Origin of the sequence: Mesobacillus thioparans (assembly GCF_965138835.1) — a bacterium.
GTDB lineage: Bacteria > Bacillota > Bacilli > Bacillales > Cytobacillaceae > Mesobacillus > Mesobacillus thioparans.
The window spans coordinates 101,390-118,922 of the sequence record NZ_CBCSFH010000001.1 but is presented as its reverse complement, the minus strand read 5'-3'; the positions used below and the strand labels follow the sequence as shown (position 1 = coordinate 118,922).

Genomic DNA, 17,533 nt, shown 5'->3' with positions numbered 1-17,533 from the left:
GATTATACTGTAAAATATTTTATAACGGATTTATTACGACTATTAAAAACGAATGAGGATGACAGAGGCTTGAATACACGATCAATGATTTTCACCCTTTACGGTGACTATATTTCCCACTATGGCAGCAAGATTTGGATTGGCAGTCTGATCAGGCTGCTAAATGAATTTGGACACAATGACCAGTCTGTAAGGGCTGCAATTTCACGCATGAATAAGCAGGGATGGGTGCAGGCAGAGAAAATCGGGAACAAAAGTTATTACTCGCTGACACCGCGCGGCCAGAAAAGGATTGACGAAGCAGGTAAGCGTATTTTCAAATTGAAGCCAGAAGAATGGGACGGCAAATGGAGAATCCTGATGTATACGATTCCCGAGGAGATCCGCAACGTCCGGGACGAACTGCGTAAAGAACTGATTTGGAGCGGATTCGGTTCGATGTCGAACAGCTTCTGGATTTCGGCCAACAACCTTGAAAGACAGGTCAAGGACTTGATTGAGAAATATGAAATTGAACAATATGTCGATTTTTTCGTTGCCGAATACAAGGGCCCGCATGAAAACCAGCGCCTGGTCGAAAAAAGCTGGGACCTTGTTGAAATCAACGCAAAGTATCAGGAATTCATCAGTGAATACAGCCAGAAATACATCATCGACAAAAACAAGATTCAAAAAGGCAGCATGACCGATGCAGAGTGCTTCGTCGAACGGACAAAGCTGGTCCATGAATACAGGAAGTTCCTCTTCTTTGACCCGGGTCTTCCTGAAGAACTCCTGCCGGAGAAATGGCTCGGCAGCCATGCAGCAGCACTGTTCAGTGAATACTACAAGGAACTCGCCGAACCAGCATCCCGCTTCTTTGAATCCGTGTTTAAAGACGGCAATGAAATTAAGCACAAAGACATTGACTATAACGTCATGGACCACCCGTATATCTTAGAATAGCATCAAGCCATCCACGATCAGTCCTGGATGGCTTTCTTTTGTTATCTGTGGAATACACAAGTAGCCGCAAGTTCGGACAGGTATCGGGAGGATAAGCGAAAAGCTGTCCGAAGTAGCCCCAAGTTCGGACNNGNTTNGGNGAAGAAGAGGAAAAGCTGTCCGAAGTAGNNCCAAGTTCGGACAGGTTTAGAGGAAAAAGGAGAAAAGCTGTCTGAAGTAGCCCCAAGTTCGGACAGGTTTNGGNGAAGAAGAGGAAAAGCTGTCCGAAGTAGCCCCAAGTTCGGACAGGTTNAGGGGAAGAAGAGGAAAAGCTGTCCGAATTAGGTAGTCATCCTGGACTCCCCATCTCCTGCAGAAGTGACCAAAGAGAATAAAAGCAGAGTAGTTGAGGCAAATTCTTTTTGCAGGCAATCTTAAAAGAAGTATGATAAGTTTAAAAAAAACAATATTTTGGAGGAGAGATACATATGCAAGACAAAGAGACTTTGAAGCAAGAGATTCTGGACGCTTTCAATTTCAGGCATGCCACGAAGCAATTTGATCCGAGCAAAAAGATTCCGGATGAAGATTTCCGTTTTATCCTGGAGACTGCGCAGTTATCTCCTAGTTCTTTTGGTTTTGAACCTTGGCGATTTCTTGTTGTCCAGAGTGAAGAGCTTCGTGAGAAAGTTAAGAATACGGCCTGGGGGGCTTTTGGCAAGCTTCCGGAAGCAAGCCATTTTGTGATTATCCTTGCGAGGACGAAAGCTGATACGAAATATGACTCTGAGTACCTGCAAGATCATTTTAAAAATAAGAAGAAGATGCCTGAAGACTTCATGGCCAATTATCTGAAGCGAATCGAGGAATTCCAAAAGACTGATTTTAATTTGCTTGATGGTGATCGTCCGTTATTTGATTGGGCTTGCAAGCAAACATATATTGCCCTGGCCAATATGATGACGGCTGCTGCTCAAATCAGCATTGATTCATGTCCGATTGAAGGCTTTAATTATGAAAACATGAACAAGCTGCTTGAAGATGAAGGGTTGCTTGAAGAAGGCCACTTTGGCATTTCGGTTATGTGTGCGTTTGGTTATCGCGTCAATGAACCAAAACCGAAAACTAGAAGGCCACTGGATGACATCGTTAAGTGGGTTTAAAGGGAAAGCGAAAGCCTGGCCAATGCCAGGCTTTTTCCAATTACTTTGTTTCTTTTAGCGATTCTCGGTATTCCTTGCCCTTTTGGACATATGTATCGATGGAAAGCTGGATCAGCTCTAAATCTTTTTCGCCGATTTCCCGAACCACTTTTCCCGGTGCACCCACTACCAGTGAGCGTGGCGGAATCTTCTTCCCGGCAGGTATCAGGGTATTGGCCCCAATGATGCATTCCTCCCCGATTTCCGCTCCGTCCAGGATTGTGGACCCCATTCCGATGATACATCTTTTCCTGACCGTACAGCCATGGAGGATCGCATTGTGGCCAACAGTCACCTCTTCTTCAATGACAAGTGGTGAGCCTTCATACAGATGGCAGGTTACATTGTCCTGGATACTGCAGCTTTCGCCTATTGTGATTGTATCCTCATCTCCCCGCAAAACCGCATTGAACCAGACGCTTGAATTTTTTCCAATCTTCACGTCTCCAATAATATAGCTTCCCGGTGCCTGGAACACCGTTTCGTGTAGTGATGGCTTTTTCTCTAAATAAGATAAAATCACAATTCCCTCTCCTTTTCTTAATTGTCTTAATTTTAAAATTAGTATAACATTAATAATACGAAGGGGGAATTTTTGTGAATGGAATCACTTCTGTTCTCGGCATAAAATATCCAATCATCCAGGGGGGAATGGGAAACATCAGCAATGCGGCATTGACAGCTGCTGTTTCAGAGGCTGGCGGATTAGGAACCATTGGAGCCGGAACGATGTCTGCAGATGAAGTTGAACAAATTATTCTGGAAACCAAAACAAGGACCCAAAAGCCTTTTTCAGTCAATATTGCTTTAAGTGTATCGCCAAATGCAGTGGAAATCCTCAAGCTGGCAGTCAAACATGGGGTAAAAATCGTCACTTTATCAGCTGGTAACCCCGCACCTTTCATTCCTAAGCTTAAAGAGGCTGGCATCAAGATCATAACCGTCGTTGCATCAGTTAAGCAGGCAAAAAAAGCGGAAGCTGCTGGAGCAGATGTTTTAGTGGCAGAAGGATTTGAAGCTGCAGGGATCAACTCGAACCTGGAAACGACAACCTTGGCGCTTATCCCGCAGATTGTCGCCCAGGTAAACATTCCTGTCGTCGCGGCTGGCGGAATTGGGGACGGAAAAGGGCTGGCTTCCATGTTGGCACTTGGAGCAAGCGGTGTCCAAATGGGAACCCGTTTTATCGCCACAAAGGAAGCTCCATTCCATGAAGTTTATAAACAAAAGCTATTGCAAGCAAATGATTATGAAACAGTTATTGTCGGCCGGTCTGTTGGAAAAATAAGAAGGCTGCTTAATACCTCATATGCAGGAAAGCTGCTGGAGGCGGAAAAACAAGGGATCACGCCTGAGGAATTTGCAGAACTGACAACGGAGGACATACATAAAAAAGGTGCACTTGAAGGAAACGAAGAAAAAGGGTTCATGAATGGCGGCCAGGTTTCAGGACTGATCTCCGACATCCCAACTGTACAGGAATTGCTTGATCGGATGGTAACGGAAGCAAAAGAACGACTGAAAATCTCAGGAGCTTTATTATAATTTCACGAGGCATGCTTCCAAAAAAGAGGCATGCTTTTTATTTTGAACGAAAAATTTAAATTAATCAGAAAAAAATAATAAATACACCTTTACTTTTATGCATAAAAGCGGTAAAGTAACCGAAAGAACAATATTATATTTGAAGAATAAATGATATTAGAGCGAAAGGGAGGAAAAACATTCCTAAAATCTCAACATACTAAATTTTCGGAATATTATTGACACTATAATGAGCTGGTGTTAATATAACGTTATATTTACGGTGTCTATAGTAGATATCATACTTTTTGGAATCGCTTTCATTTTAAAACTGACTCACTAGGGAACTATGGAGCATTCCGGCTGTCTTCAAAATACAAACATACATATGTCAAAGCCGGTTTATAAAAAATCAAGGGGGATTAATATGAAAAAATCAGTAAAAGCTATTTCTCTTGTACTTGCCAGTGCTTTGCTAATGGCTGGCTGCGGAGGAAAGGAATCATCCAATGGTTCAGCAGGGAAGGATCAGTACAAAATCGGTTTGACTCAATTCGCGGAGCATCCATCTCTTGATGCTGCGACCGAAGGCTTCAAAAAAGCTCTGGAAGACAAGGGCTTTAAAGAAGGTGAAAATGTAAAGTATGATTTCCAAAATGCACAGGCTGATATGAACAATACGGCAACGATTGCCAACAATTTTGTCGGTGACAAAGTCGACCTGATTTTTGCCAACGCGACTCCAAGCGCAGTAGCAGCACTCAATGCAACAAAGGATATTCCAATTATCTTCACCTCTGTCACAGACCCGGTGGGAGCAGGACTTGTTGAAGCATTCGACAAGCCAGGCGATAATATCACCGGAACGACTGATAACCATCCGGATGCAACGAAAAAGACAATTGACTTTATGACGAACGAAATCGGAGCAAAGAAAATAGGTGTCATCTACAATGCTGGTGAACAAAACTCCGAAGTTCAGCTGAAGGAAGTGAAAAAGCTTGCTGAAGCAAATGGTGCGAAAGTAGTTGAAGCATCCATTTCAACATCAGCCGAAGTAAAGCAGGCAGCTGAGTCATTAGTCGGCCGTGTGGATGCGATTTATGTTCCTACTGACAATACTGTCGTATCTGCTCTGGAGTCAGTAATTTCAGTTGCAGACGGTAAAAAAATCCCTCTGTTTGTTGGTGAGCTGGATTCCATGAAGCGCGGGGCAGTGGCTGCCAGCGGATTCAATTACTATGATATCGGCTATCAATCAGGCCTTATGGCTGCAGAAATTCTATCAGGCAACAAGAAAGCTTCTGAAATTCCGGTCGAACTTCCAAAATCATTGACACTGACGATCAACAAAAAGGCCGCTGAGGCACAGGGTGTTGAAGTCAAGGAAGCATGGGGAGACAACGCAGAGTTTTACGAAGAATAAGAGAAAGGATGATTCAACTTGTTTACTTCAATATTTGGAGCATTTGAGTCAGGCATAATATATGCGATCATGGCTCTGGGCGTATACTTATCCTTTCGGGTTCTGGATTTTCCGGATTTGACGGTCGACGGCAGCTTCGTAACTGGAGCTGCGGTTGCCGCGATCATGATCGTGAATGGCGCTAATCCATTTGCTGCAACAATGGTGGCAATGGTTGCCGGATTCATCGCAGGCTGCCTGACCGGTGTGATTCATACTGTCGGCAAGGTCAATGCATTACTATCAGGGATCCTGATGATGATCGCCTTGTATTCTATCAATCTTAGAATTATGGGCAAATCGAATGTGCCGCTGTTGAACACCGATACTGCAATGACCTCTGTGAGAGACTTTTTTGAAAAAACAGGGATCGATGGCTTCTTCAATGGCATGCTGACAGCGGTAGGATTGGGCGACAGTCTCCCGCGTACATGGGGAATCCTGTTGTTCATGGTATTCGTTACCTTTGCGATTAAATTCCTTACAGATGCATTCCTGAAAACAGAAATCGGACTTGCAATCCGGGCAACAGGCGATAACAAAAGGATGATCCGCAGTTTTTCTTCAAACACGAATCTGATGATCATCCTTGGCCTCGGCCTTTCGAATGCGATGGTAGCATTTTCAGGTGCACTGATTGCCCAGCAGGGTGGATTCGCGGACGTAGGCATGGGGATCGGGATGATCATCATCGGCCTTGCTTCCGTCATTATCGGTGAAGCGCTGTTCGGAACAAAATCGATTGCCAGGACAACATTCGCTGTTATTGGCGGTTCGATTATCTATCGGATCGTGGTAACACTGGCACTAAGGGTAGAGTTCCTTGAACCAGGCGACATGAAACTGATTACAGCAGTAATTGTCATCCTGGCCCTGACTGCTCCGAAGATGATTGAAAGCTACAAAGAGAAAAAGCGGAAGGTCAAAAGACAGCTTGAGAACATGCAGATCGTAGCTGTTCCTTCTGAAGGAAAGGGTGAGGCTGGTGCTGCACTTAAATCAGATTCATAGAGTTTTTAACGAAGGCACTCCAGATGAGAAGATCGCCCTGGATAATATCAATCTCACTTTGAAAAAGGGTGATTTTGTTACCGTCATCGGCAGTAACGGCGCCGGTAAGTCCACGCTGATGAATATCATTTCCGGTGTGATGATTCCTGACCATGGAAAAGTGGAATTGGATGGTAAGGATGTCACCTATATGACCGAGTACAACCGGTCCAAAATGATCGGGCGTGTCTTCCAGGATCCAATGGCCGGCACGGCTCCAAGCATGACAATCGAAGAAAACCTGGCGATTGCGTACTCAAGGAACAAGCGGCGCACTCTTGGCCGTGGGGTGACAAAAAAACGGCGCGAGCTTTTCAAGGAAGTATTGGAATCCCTGCACTTAGGACTTGAGAACCGATTGAATGCCAAAGTCGGATTGCTGTCAGGCGGTGAGCGTCAGGCTTTATCCCTGCTGATGGCCACATTCACCGAGCCGTCCATGCTCTTATTGGATGAGCACACGGCAGCACTTGACCCTTCTAGGGCAGAGCTAATCACAAACCTGACAAAAGAAATCGTCGATAAATACCATCTCACAACATTGATGGTCACACACAACATGCAGCAAGCCCTCGACCTCGGCAACAGGCTGATCATGATGGATAAAGGACAGATCATCCTCGAAGTCAATGAAGAACAAAAAGCAAAGCTGACAATCGAAGACCTGCTGAATGAATTCCAGCGGATCCGCGGAACGAAAATGGCAAGTGACAGAGCGCTGCTCAGCTAAAAAAATCAACCAGCTAAAGAATAGCTGGTTGATTTTTTTATGTTTAAAAAGAACGGTAAAATATTATATCAGAATTATTTTTAAGAAAATACCAAAATTTCTTACAATTTATTGACCATTTATTTAACGGAATGTTATGATAACGTTAAATAAACGTTATACATATTTGCAACTTGGAAAGGTGGGATATGATGCGAGATGGCTTAAAAGCAGGGCATACGGCCTCCATCGAGGTCATTGTTACACCAGATATGTTTGCCCGCTTTGAGGGAAAGCTTGTCCATCCGGTATACTCGACGGTATCAATGGTATATCACATGGAATGGGCATCTAGACAAATTATACTTCCCTTTTTAGAAGATGATGAGGAGGGAATGGGCGGATCTGTGACCGTCAAGCATATAGCTCCTTGTATTGAAGGGGCTGAAGTGGTCATTACAGCGACAGTCACGGACCTGCAGGACAATACGATCCTTACGAATGTCAGGGCCGAAACCAAAGGCCGTTTGGTTGGTGTTGGGGAAGTGAAGCAAGTGGTCCTTCCCAAAGCCAGGATAACTGAATTATTGACAGGCAGCTAAAAATTTTTGCGCACAAATGTAAGCGCTAACATGGTTTAACGGAATAAAGGGGGAAAGAAACATGGATATGTTTGAACAAATTCGTGAACACGAGCAGGTTGTGTTCTGTAATGATGAAGCGACAGGGTTAAAGGCAATTATTGCAATACACAGCACAAGATTAGGGCCGGCGCTTGGCGGCTGCCGCATGTATCCTTATAAATCAGTCGATGATGCTCTTGAAGATGTACTGCGCTTATCAAAAGGTATGACCTACAAATGTGCTGCTGCAGATGTTGATTTCGGCGGCGGGAAGGCTGTCATCATCGGCGACCCTACAAAGGATAAGAGCCCGGAATTGTTCAGGGCATTCGGCCAGTTTGTCGAGTCCATCCAGGGACGTTTCTATACAGGGACAGACATGGGGACCGACCCGGAGGATTTTGTCCATGCATTGAAGGAAACGAATTGTATCGTTGGCGTTGATGAGGTTTATGGAGGCAGCGGTGATTCTTCTGTGCCGACTGCGCAGGGAGTCATCTTTGGATTGCAGGCAACGAGCAAAGCTCTGTGGGATACGGATGATCTGTCTGGCAAATCCTATGCCATCCAGGGTCTGGGCAAGGTCGGCTACAAGGTAGCAGAGTATCTGCTTGAAAATGGTGCAGATCTGTACGTAACAGATATCAATCAAAAAGCGATCGACCAGATTGTCCAGAAAGCGAAGGAAATGGGAGCAGGGATCAAGGTTGTGGGCAGCGAGGAAATTTATTCACAGCCTGCCGATATCTTCATTCCATGTGCTATGGGAGGAATCATAAATGACGACACGATTCCTCAGCTGCAGGTAAAAGCGGTAGTCGGCTCTGCAAACAATCAGCTGAAGGAAGAACGCCATGGCCATTCCCTCCAGGAAAAAGGGATTCTGTATGCACCTGATTATATCGTCAATGCCGGCGGTTTGATCCAGGTAGCGGATGAACTTTATTCACCGAACAAAGAGCGCGTCCTTAAAAAGACAAAAGCAATCTATAATTCTCTTTTGAATGTATATAGCCATGCTGAACGAGAAGGAATCACCACAATGGAAGCAGCAAATAAATTCTGTGAAAACCGGATAGAAGCAAGGACAAGAAGGAACAGCTTCTTTTCGCATATGAAACGTCCTAAATGGGCAGTGAGAATGTAATAGAATCATAGGAATTCAGTTTGTTTTTTTTACTTTTCTAACTTTAAAAAATTCAGTGCGATTTTTAAAAAAAGGGTGAGCACATGGATAAGGATTTTCCAATTTTACAAGTGGTGGACCAAAACGGAAACATAGTGTCCGAGGAATATAAATATTTGGTGACCGAAGATCGAGTGAAGCAGTTTTACACGGAAATGGTAAGAATCCGGACGCTCGACAGAAAATCAGTAAGCCTGCAGCGCCAGGGAAGGATTGGGACATACGCCCCATTCGAAGGCCAGGAGGCTTCCCAGGTTGGAACAGCTCTTGCGCTAGATAGTGATGATTGGATGTTCCCGACTTACCGCGATCATGGTGCAGCTATGGTGTTCGGCCATTCACTGCGCAATATCCTGCTGTTTTGGAATGGGCGAAACGAAGGCTGTGTCCCGCCGGATGGTAAAAAGATATTCCCGCCGGCCATACCGATTGCGACCCAAATCCCTCATGCAGCTGGAGCAGCGTTCGCTGAAAAACAAAAAGGCACAAAGAATGCAGCCATTTGTTATTTCGGTGATGGAGCCACGTCGGAAGGGGATTTTCATGAAGGGCTGAATTTTGCCAGCGTATTTAAATCTCCGGTCGTTTATTTCTGCCAGAACAACCAGTATGCGATTTCAGTGCCCATTAGCAAGCAGATGAATTCGGCCACGATTGCGCAAAAAGCGCTGGCCTATGATATGCCTGGAGTGAGGGTGGATGGCAATGATGTTTTTGCCGTATTCATCGAAACTGAAAAGGCGCTTGAACGGGCACGCAATGGCGAAGGGCCAACATTGATTGAGGCGATGACATGGCGCTATGGTTCCCATACAACAGCAGATGACGCTTCCAAATACCGTGACCAGAATGAAAGTGCAATGAAGCGGATGGAAACGGACCCGCTGCTCAGGCTGGAACGCTGGCTGAAGAATGAAGGCCTTTATGATGAAACATGGGCAAAAGAAATCGAAGAGCAGGCTGCGTCAGAAATTGATGCCGCAGTGAAGGAAATGGAGAGTTTCCCAGCTGCAGATCCGTCAGTGATCTTTGATTATGTTTTTGAAAAGCCAACATGGACAATCGAGAAGCAAAAGCGGAAGTACCTTGAATTGATCGGGGGTGAGGCTTGATGGAAACTGCAGTTCAGACCAAGACCTTGACGCTGGTCCAGGCGATTACCGATGGGCTGGACACGATGCTGGCAGAAAAGCATGAGGTCATACTCCTTGGTGAAGACATTGGTAAAAACGGAGGAGTATTCCGTGCGACTGATGGTCTTCAGGAGAAATATGGCGAGGAACGTGTGATTGATACACCCCTAAGTGAAGCAGGTTTTGTCGGTGCTGCCATTGGAATGGCGGCCAATGGTTTCAGGCCTGTGGTGGAAATACAGTTTCTGGGATTCATTTATCCAGCATACGAACAAATCATGACCCATGCTTCTAGACTGAGAATGCGCACGATGGGCCATTATACAGTGCCGATGGTCATTCGCGCTCCTTATGGAGCAGGTGTCCGGGCTCCTGAAATTCATTGTGACAGCACGGAATCAATTTTTACCCACATGCCAGGTATCAAGGTAGTATGCCCATCCAATCCATATGACGCAAAAGGGCTGATGATTGCCGCGATTGAAGATCCCGATCCTGTTCTTTTTTTGGAGCCGATGCGCAGCTACCGATCATCCCGTGATGAAGTACCTGAAGGGAAATATACTGTTGAAATTGGCAAAGGCAAGAAGTTGACTGAAGGCGAGGACGTGACGGTCATTTCCTGGGGCGCTATGGTTCCTGTAGCCATGAAGGCTGTCGAGGAGATGAAGGGTAAAGGAGTTCAATGCGAGCTCCTCGACCTCAGGACACTTTATCCGATCGATAAGGACCTTGTCATAGAATCAGTCCAGAAAACGGGACGCACCGTCATTGTCCATGAAGCACATGAAACAGGCGGCACGGGAAGTGATTTGATCTCATTGATCAATGATGAAGCATTTCTTTACCAAAAAGCGCCGGCTGAAAGAGTAACAGGCTTTGATACGCCAGTTCCATACTTTGGATTTGAAAACCACTATCTGCCGACCCCGAGAAGAGTCGCAGCAGCAATCGAGAAAGTGATGAAGTTTTAGGAGGCTTGCCGATGGTTGAAGTGAAACTCCACGACATTGGAGAGGGGATGACCGAAGCGGACATCAATTGTTACCTGGTGAAGCCTGGCGACTTCGTCAAGGCCGACGATCCGTTGGTTGAAGTCCAGACCGACAAGATGACCGCTGAGATTCCGGCACCCTGTTCAGGTGTTATAAAAGAATTATTGTTGAAACAAGGACAAACGGTGAAAGTAGGGACGTCACTATTGATAATCGAGGATCAATCCGCGCAGATGGAAAACGGGAATCTGCAAAAAGCCAAAGAAACTGGAGCTGCGATAACAGCTTCTGCACCAGCAGCAGTAGATGTTCTTGACAGGCCTGCAGAGCCTGTGGTTCCCGTTGGTGTCAGTGTTCGTTTAGGCAGGATACTCGCTTCTCCGTACACGAGGAAAATCGCACGGGAAAATGGTGTGAACATCATGGAGGTCATCGGGACTGGACCGGCTGGCCGGATCACGGACCAGGATGTATTGGCTTTTGTCAGTTTACGGGACAGCAAAGCTGCGAATGGTTCGGAAGCTGGTTTCGAACAGCAGCTTGCGAAGGTTTCGCAACCAGGTTCCGAACAGGAGGCTCCGAGTGTCTCGGAAGCAGGTTCCGAAAGTCGGGCTATGAAGGTTTCGGAAGGTGGTTCTGAAGAGACAGGCAGACGCCATTCCAATCATCTGGCTGAGGCTGCAAAAGCAGATGCTGAAGATGCACAGAATGATACTGTGAACACTTCCGGAGATATCCTGCCATTCCGAGGACGCCGAAAGCAGATTGCGAAAAAGATGGTTCAGTCTCTGTATACCATTCCGCATTGCACCCATTTCGAGGAAGTGGATGTCAGTGAATTGATCACCTTAAGGGAAGAGATCAAGGCAGCAGGAAATTCAATTTCAGCGACTGCCTTCTTTATAAAAGCCCTTTCGATCGGGCTGAAAGAATTTCCGGTGTTCAATGGAAAGCTGGATGAAGAGAATGAAAGCATCCAGCTGCTTCGTGAACATCATATCGGAATTGCCGTCGACACTCCAGAAGGACTGATTGTCCCGGTCATCAGGAATGTCGAGAAAAAGAACCTGAAACAAATTCATCAAGAGATGAAGCAGCTGACAAAGCTTGCCCTTGATGACAAGCTCAAGGTCAAGGATATCTCGGGTGGTACATTCACGGTGAGCAATGTTGGACCGCTTGGAGGCAGCATCGGCGCAACCCCGATCATCCAGCATCCGCAGACAGCGCTAGTTTCTTTCCATAAAACAAAGAAACGTCCTATCGTGACGGAACAAGATGAAATTGCGATCCGGTCGATCATGAATCTGTCTATGGCTTTTGACCACAGGGTTGCCGATGGTGCAACAGCGGTAGCATTTACAAACCGCTTCGCCCAGCTGATCGAGAATCCGAAGATGATGCTGCTTGAGTTGATGTAATCCAATAAGAATTCTTCACCACATAAAAGCATTATAGCTTTACATCGCACTCTTGAGAGAGCGGATAGAATTACTATAAGATTATTTTAAATATTGTAAATATTTTTAACAGGAGGTTTTATGATGCAAGAGAAGGTAATGGTATCTGGCCAGACAAAAGAAGATTTTTTTCCGGTGCAGGATGTAGATTATTTGGAGCTTTATGTAGGCAATGCCAAACAGGCATCACATTTTTTTCAGACAGCTTTCGGCTTTAAAGTAGTAGCTTATTCCGGCCTTGAAACAGGGAACCGCGAAACGACATCCTACGTGCTGCAGCAGCGCAAAATCCGCCTTGTGGTAACTGGAACCTATAATGACTCATCCCGTGTAGCACAGTTTGTGAAAACACACGGCGATGGCGTGAAGGATATCGCACTGGCAGTGGATGATGTCGAGAAGGCCTACGAGGGAGCGGTCAGCCGCGGAGCGATCGCAATCCAGCCGCCGCATGAGGTATCGGATGAACATGGTGTCCTGAAGAAGGCAATCATCGGTACATACGGTGATACGATCCATACATTGGTTGAGCGGAAGGATTATAAAGGTCTTTTCATGCCAGGATTTGTTGAACATACAACAACAGTTCCGGTCAATGACGCAGGCTTCATCGGCATCGACCATGTTGTCGGAAATGTTGAGAGAATGGAAGAATGGGTCAATTATTACGCGAACGTAATGGGCTTCAAGGAAATGAAGCACTTCACAGATAAGGATATTGTGACTGAGTATTCAGCGCTAATGTCCAAGGTTATGCATAATGGCGGCCGCATCAAATTCCCGATCAATGAGCCGGCTGAAGGAAAGCGCAAATCACAGATCCAGGAATACCTTGAATTCTATAATGGTCCTGGCGTCCAGCACCTTGCTATTTTGACAGAGGATATTGTCAGCACGGTATCACAATTGCGCAAAAACGGCGTCGAGTTCCTGAGCACTCCGGATTCTTACTATGAAATGCTGTTAGAGCGTGTTGGTGAAATTGACGAAGAAATCGAGAAGCTGAAAGAGCTTAGTATTCTAGTGGACCGAGATGATGAGGGCTATCTGCTGCAAATCTTCACGAAGCCAATCGTCGACCGCCCGACTCTTTTCATCGAAATCATCCAGCGTAAAGGCGCGAGAGGATTTGGGGAAGGAAACTTCAAGGCTCTATTCGAATCGATCGAACGTGAACAGGAACGACGCGGCAATCTATAAAGACCGGGATAAAAGGGGGCGGATTGCTCCCTTTTGTCATAAACGGCGACTTGAAAGATGGGGGATGAACATGAAGGTAAATGCTAGAGCAGAACTTGAAGGGATCACACCATATGCCCTCGGCCAGACAATAGAGGAAATCAAGGAACAATATAAGCTTACAACAGTAAGGAAACTATCAGATAACGAAAATGTGTATGGCACATCACCAAAGGTGCGAGAAGCGATCCTGCGGGCATCAGCGGATCTGGCATTCTATCCAGATGGAATGACCTCTGGCATCACTGAAAAGCTGTCAGCACATTATGGATTGGGACCGGAGCGCTTTCTTGTTTCGAATGGATCGGAGGAAATCATCCGGCTGCTGACACGTGCCTATATCGATAAAAATGATGAAGCGGTTATGGCGGAAGTGACGTTCCCCCGCTATAAAACGAATGTCCTCATAGAAGGCGGAAAAGTTGTCACAGTCCCGATGATCGAAGGACGGCATGCCATGAAGTCAATGCTTGAAGCCATCACTGAAAAAACAAAGCTGGTATTTGTCTGTAATCCCAACAATCCAACAGGTACGATTGTTGCGAAACAGGAGCTGCTTTCTTTTATCGGCAATGTGCCATCAAATGTATTGATTGTCATGGATGAAGCCTATTTTGAATACACCGATTCCAAGGATTTTCTGGATACGATGCCTCTGCTTGAACAATACGAAAATCTCGTCATCTTAAGGACTTTCTCGAAAATCTATGGACTTGCGAGCCTGCGTATAGGTTATGGAGTTATGCATAAAGAAATCGCGAAAGAGCTTCATAAAGTCAGGGATGTTTTCAATGTGAATCAGCTAGCACAGACGGCAGCCATGGCAGCAATTGAGGATCAGGATTTCGTGAAGGATTGCGCAGCAAAAAATAGGGCAGAACGGGAATTCCTCCGTGAAAAGTTCAAGGAGTTGGAGATTGAGAGTTTTCCATCACAATCGAATTTTCTGTTTGCTTATACGAACACTCCCGTCATCCAGACACTGACAGAGAATGGCATCCTTGTCCGCCAAATGCACCTTCCCGGCTATAAGGAAGCGTTCAGGATCACACTTGGCACCCGTGAGGACCATGAATTCATCCTGCAAGTTATCAGCCAGCTTTTTCACGAAAGGGCGGTGTAGGATTTGGAGATCAAAACAGACAGTCTTGAATGGAAAGACGCATATAAGCTTTTGCAGGGTTCCGTGCTGCCTCGCCCAATCGCGTTCGTTTCAAGCCAAGATGAAAAAGGAACTACCAATCTGGCACCTTTTAGTTTTTTTACCGTCATCAGTGCCAATCCGATGATGGTCTGCTTTTCCCCGATGAGACGGGGGACGGATGGAGCGAAGAAAGATACATTGAACAATATCGAAGCAACGAAACAGTTTGTCATTAATATCGTCAGTGAAGATTTCGTCCAGCAAATGAATGATTGTGCAACTGAATTCCCGGCGGATGTCGATGAGTTCAAGGCCTCTGGTCTGACCAAGACCGAAAGTGCGGCTGTAAAACCCCCACGTGTCCGGGAGTCGAAGGTCCACCTAGAGTGTGAACTTGATCAGGTCCTCCATTTCGGCCAGGACGAAGCTGGTGCCGGCAGCCTGGTCATCGGGAAAGTCGTGCATGTGCATGTTGAAGATGACTTGTACGAAAATGGACGGATCAATTCGGAAAAATTAAACCCGGTCGGCAGGCTGGCTGGCGCAACTTACACATTGCCACTTGCCAAGACTTTTGAGCTGCAAAGGAAATAGGTGATGACATGAAATTCATAACGTTTTTGAAAAAAGATGGTTCCATCCGCGCCGGCTGGATTAATCCGCGCAATGAAGCGGTCGATATGCATGAAGCATCCAATGGGCATTTGCCGGACAATATGCTCTCATTCCTAGAAAATCATGAGGAACATTTGAAATATATCCAACAGAATCAAGCGCTATTGGACAGTGAGACGGGGACATATCCGCTGGATGAAGTCAGGTTGAAAGCGCCGCTGCATAACCCGAAGAGCGTCCGTGATTTCTACGCCTTCGAACAGCATGTAAAAACCGCCCGGGAGAACCGCGGACTTGAGATGATCCCGGAATGGTATGAGATTCCCGTTTTTTATTTTACCAACCACCTCGCAATCAAGGATCCCGAAGAAGAAATCAGGCGTCCGCGAACATGCGAATGGCTGGATTACGAGCTTGAAATCGCGTGTGTCATCGGCAAAGAAGGCCGCAACATAAAAGCGGAAGATGCCGAACAGCATATTTTTGGCTTCATGGTCATGAATGACTGGAGTGCGCGCGATCTTCAGAGGAAGGAAATGAAGGTCGGCCTAGGTCCGGCAAAAGGAAAGGATTTCGCCACATCCTTCGGTCCATATCTCGTAACGAAGGATGAGCTGGAATCACACAAAGCCGGCAAAGGATATGACCTGCAAATGAAAGCAAGAGTGAATGGCAGAGAGCTCTCCACAGGCAATATGAAGGATCTTTATTATTCCTTCGGAGAGATGATTGAACGTGCTTCGGCGGGCACGACGCTTTACCCTGGTGAGGTGATTGGCTCAGGTACTGTCGGAACAGGCTGCATCCTCGAGCTTGGCACAGATGTGCACCGCTGGCTGGATCCTGGCGATGAAGTCGAACTTGAGATTGAGGGACTGGGAGTCCTTAAAAATAAAATTAAAGAAGACTAGAAAGAAGGTGGATTCATGTACTACCGTCAGATGGGAGAAATCCCGAAGAAACGCCATACCATTTTTAAAAATGAAGATGGTTCGCTGTTCCGTGAGCAGGTGATGGGAACGAAAGGCTTTTCCGGTACTCAGTCGATCCTCTATCACCACCATATGCCTACTGAAGTAGTTAAAAGCGAATTGATCGGCAGCTATTTGCCTGAATATGAGGAGCAAGGATCGCTGAACCACAGGCATTTTTTGACTGACCAAATCACAAAAACTGGTGACGCCTTAAGTGGAAGAGACTATATTCTCGGTAACGACGATTTATTGATAGGCTTTGCGAATATTACTGAGCCAATGAAACAATTTTACCGTAATGGCGATGGAGATGAAATGTTCTTTTTCCATCATGGAACAGGCAAGGTGGAGACAATGTTCGGGACATTGACATACCGTCCAGGTGACTACGTCGTTATTCCGATCGGCACAATGTATCGAGTTGTTCCGGATGGTTCAGAAATGACCAAGGCGCTCATTGTTGAATCGTTCAGCCAGATTACGACGCCGCGCCGCTATCGCAATGAATATGGCCAGCTGCTTGAGCACAGTCCATTTTGCGAGCGCGATATCCGCGGACCGGAAAATTTGGAAACTGTCTCTGAAAAAGGAGAACACGAGGTCATCACAAAGACGCGCGGGCATCTTCACCGCCATGTGTTGAACCATCATCCGCTTGATGTCGTCGGCTGGGATGGCTATCTGTATCCATGGGCGTTCAATATCGAGGACTTCGAGCCAATCACTGGCCGGATCCACCAGCCGCCGCCGGTCCACCAGACATTCGAGGGACATAACTATGTTATATGTTCATTCGTACCGAGGCTATATGATTATCATCCCGAGGCGATTCCGGCGCCATACTACCATAGCAACGTCAACAGCGATGAGTTGTTGTACTATGTTGAAGGCAACTTCATGAGCCGGAAAGGCATCAAGGAAGGTTCGATCACCCTGCACCCAAGCGGAATCCCGCATGGACCGCATCCGGGCAAGACAGAGGCAAGCATCGGCAAAAAAGAAACACTCGAGCTTGCTGTGATGATTGATACATTCCGCCCGCTGAAAACCGTTAAAAAAGCAAAGGATATCGAAGACGACCAGTATATGTATACATGGATCGAAAAATAAGAAGAAAAGGTCAATTCGCCGGGAGGTGGATTGGCCTTTTTATATGATTGGCGACTTGGAAAAAATCCGCGTTTTTTTCCAAGTCGCCAATAAAAATAGATTTTCGCCAATAAAAAAAATTTATCGCCAATAAAGAGGGGATTATCGCCAATAAAATTGTGAACTTCGCCAATAAAATGG

17 protein-coding genes are annotated in these 17,533 nt (G+C 46.0%); 16 read left to right on the top strand and 1 reads right to left on the bottom strand.

What is annotated here, in order from left to right; all coding sequences use genetic code 11:
• Positions 1 to 69 precede the first annotated feature (69 nt).
• Both paaX and ACNAZ4_RS00705 read left to right on the top strand, forming a co-directional pair.
• Positions 70 to 945 carry a phenylacetic acid degradation operon negative regulatory protein PaaX gene (paaX, locus tag ACNAZ4_RS00710; RefSeq protein WP_415812287.1) on the top strand — a complete coding sequence of 292 codons (876 nt, stop codon included), beginning with the start codon at positions 70 to 72 and terminating at the stop codon, positions 943 to 945.
• 467 nt (positions 946 to 1,412) lie between these two features.
• Entirely contained in the window at positions 1,413 to 2,087 is a 675-nt protein-coding gene (locus ACNAZ4_RS00705) for an NAD(P)H-dependent oxidoreductase (RefSeq protein ID WP_415812286.1), read from the top strand.
• A 40-nt stretch (positions 2,088 to 2,127) separates the two neighbouring features.
• On the opposite strand, the gene ACNAZ4_RS00700 is transcribed toward ACNAZ4_RS00705, so the two are convergent.
• Positions 2,128 to 2,649: a gamma carbonic anhydrase family protein gene (locus tag ACNAZ4_RS00700; protein WP_415812285.1), complete on the bottom strand. Its 522-nt coding sequence runs from the start codon at positions 2,647 to 2,649 to the stop codon at positions 2,128 to 2,130.
• Positions 2,650 to 2,723: 74 nt separating this feature from the next.
• Between ACNAZ4_RS00700 and ACNAZ4_RS00695 the strand changes: the two genes are divergently transcribed.
• The 14 genes from ACNAZ4_RS00695 to ACNAZ4_RS00630 all read left to right on the top strand — a co-directional run bounded on the left by ACNAZ4_RS00695 (position 2,724) and on the right by ACNAZ4_RS00630 (position 17,353).
• Positions 2,724 to 3,671 carry an NAD(P)H-dependent flavin oxidoreductase gene (locus ACNAZ4_RS00695; RefSeq protein ID WP_415812284.1) on the top strand — a complete coding sequence of 316 codons (948 nt, stop codon included), beginning with the start codon at positions 2,724 to 2,726 and terminating at the stop codon, positions 3,669 to 3,671.
• Between the two features lie 406 nt (positions 3,672 to 4,077).
• Positions 4,078 to 5,076, top strand: coding sequence for an ABC transporter substrate-binding protein (locus ACNAZ4_RS00690; RefSeq protein ID WP_415812283.1), 999 nt, complete (start codon positions 4,078 to 4,080; stop codon positions 5,074 to 5,076).
• An 18-nt stretch (positions 5,077 to 5,094) separates the two neighbouring features.
• Positions 5,095 to 6,126 carry an ABC transporter permease gene (locus tag ACNAZ4_RS00685; RefSeq protein WP_415812282.1) on the top strand — a complete coding sequence of 344 codons (1,032 nt, stop codon included), beginning with the start codon at positions 5,095 to 5,097 and terminating at the stop codon, positions 6,124 to 6,126.
• Positions 6,101 to 6,895 (top strand): ABC transporter ATP-binding protein, encoded by a 795-nt coding sequence (locus ACNAZ4_RS00680; protein ID WP_415812281.1) that lies wholly within the window; start codon positions 6,101 to 6,103, stop codon positions 6,893 to 6,895. Before ACNAZ4_RS00685 ends, ACNAZ4_RS00680 begins: the two co-directional genes overlap by 26 nt.
• A 191-nt stretch (positions 6,896 to 7,086) precedes the next feature.
• Positions 7,087 to 7,476: a thioesterase family protein gene (locus ACNAZ4_RS00675; RefSeq protein WP_415812970.1), complete on the top strand. Its 390-nt coding sequence runs from the start codon at positions 7,087 to 7,089 to the stop codon at positions 7,474 to 7,476.
• A gap of 61 nt (positions 7,477 to 7,537) precedes the next feature.
• Positions 7,538 to 8,644, top strand: a complete 1,107-nt coding sequence (locus ACNAZ4_RS00670; RefSeq protein ID WP_415812280.1) for a Leu/Phe/Val dehydrogenase — start codon at positions 7,538 to 7,540, stop codon at positions 8,642 to 8,644.
• An 83-nt stretch (positions 8,645 to 8,727) separates the two neighbouring features.
• Complete coding sequence (gene pdhA, locus ACNAZ4_RS00665; RefSeq protein ID WP_415812279.1) at positions 8,728 to 9,795, top strand: pyruvate dehydrogenase (acetyl-transferring) E1 component subunit alpha; 1,068 nt, start codon at positions 8,728 to 8,730, stop codon at positions 9,793 to 9,795.
• On the top strand, positions 9,795 to 10,790 hold the full coding sequence (locus ACNAZ4_RS00660; RefSeq protein WP_415812277.1) for an alpha-ketoacid dehydrogenase subunit beta: 996 nt from the start codon (positions 9,795 to 9,797) through the stop codon (positions 10,788 to 10,790). Before pdhA ends, ACNAZ4_RS00660 begins: the two co-directional genes overlap by 1 nt.
• Positions 10,791 to 10,801: 11 nt before the next feature.
• Positions 10,802 to 12,232, top strand: coding sequence for a dihydrolipoamide acetyltransferase family protein (locus tag ACNAZ4_RS00655; RefSeq protein ID WP_415812276.1), 1,431 nt, complete (start codon positions 10,802 to 10,804; stop codon positions 12,230 to 12,232).
• Positions 12,233 to 12,352: 120 nt separating this feature from the next.
• A complete protein-coding gene (gene hppD, locus ACNAZ4_RS00650; protein ID WP_415812275.1) occupies positions 12,353 to 13,471 on the top strand; it encodes a 4-hydroxyphenylpyruvate dioxygenase in 1,119 nt (372 codons plus the stop codon).
• Positions 13,472 to 13,541: 70 nt separating this feature from the next.
• Complete coding sequence (gene hisC, locus ACNAZ4_RS00645) at positions 13,542 to 14,633, top strand: histidinol-phosphate transaminase (RefSeq protein ID WP_415812274.1); 1,092 nt, start codon at positions 13,542 to 13,544, stop codon at positions 14,631 to 14,633.
• 3 nt (positions 14,634 to 14,636) lie between these two features.
• Complete coding sequence (locus tag ACNAZ4_RS00640) at positions 14,637 to 15,248, top strand: flavin reductase family protein (RefSeq protein ID WP_415812273.1); 612 nt, start codon at positions 14,637 to 14,639, stop codon at positions 15,246 to 15,248.
• A gap of 8 nt (positions 15,249 to 15,256) precedes the next feature.
• Positions 15,257 to 16,180 (top strand): fumarylacetoacetate hydrolase family protein, encoded by a 924-nt coding sequence (locus tag ACNAZ4_RS00635; protein ID WP_415812272.1) that lies wholly within the window; start codon positions 15,257 to 15,259, stop codon positions 16,178 to 16,180.
• A 15-nt stretch (positions 16,181 to 16,195) separates the two neighbouring features.
• Positions 16,196 to 17,353, top strand: a complete 1,158-nt coding sequence (locus ACNAZ4_RS00630; protein ID WP_415812271.1) for a homogentisate 1,2-dioxygenase — start codon at positions 16,196 to 16,198, stop codon at positions 17,351 to 17,353.
• The last annotated feature ends 180 nt before the right edge of the window (positions 17,354 to 17,533 follow it).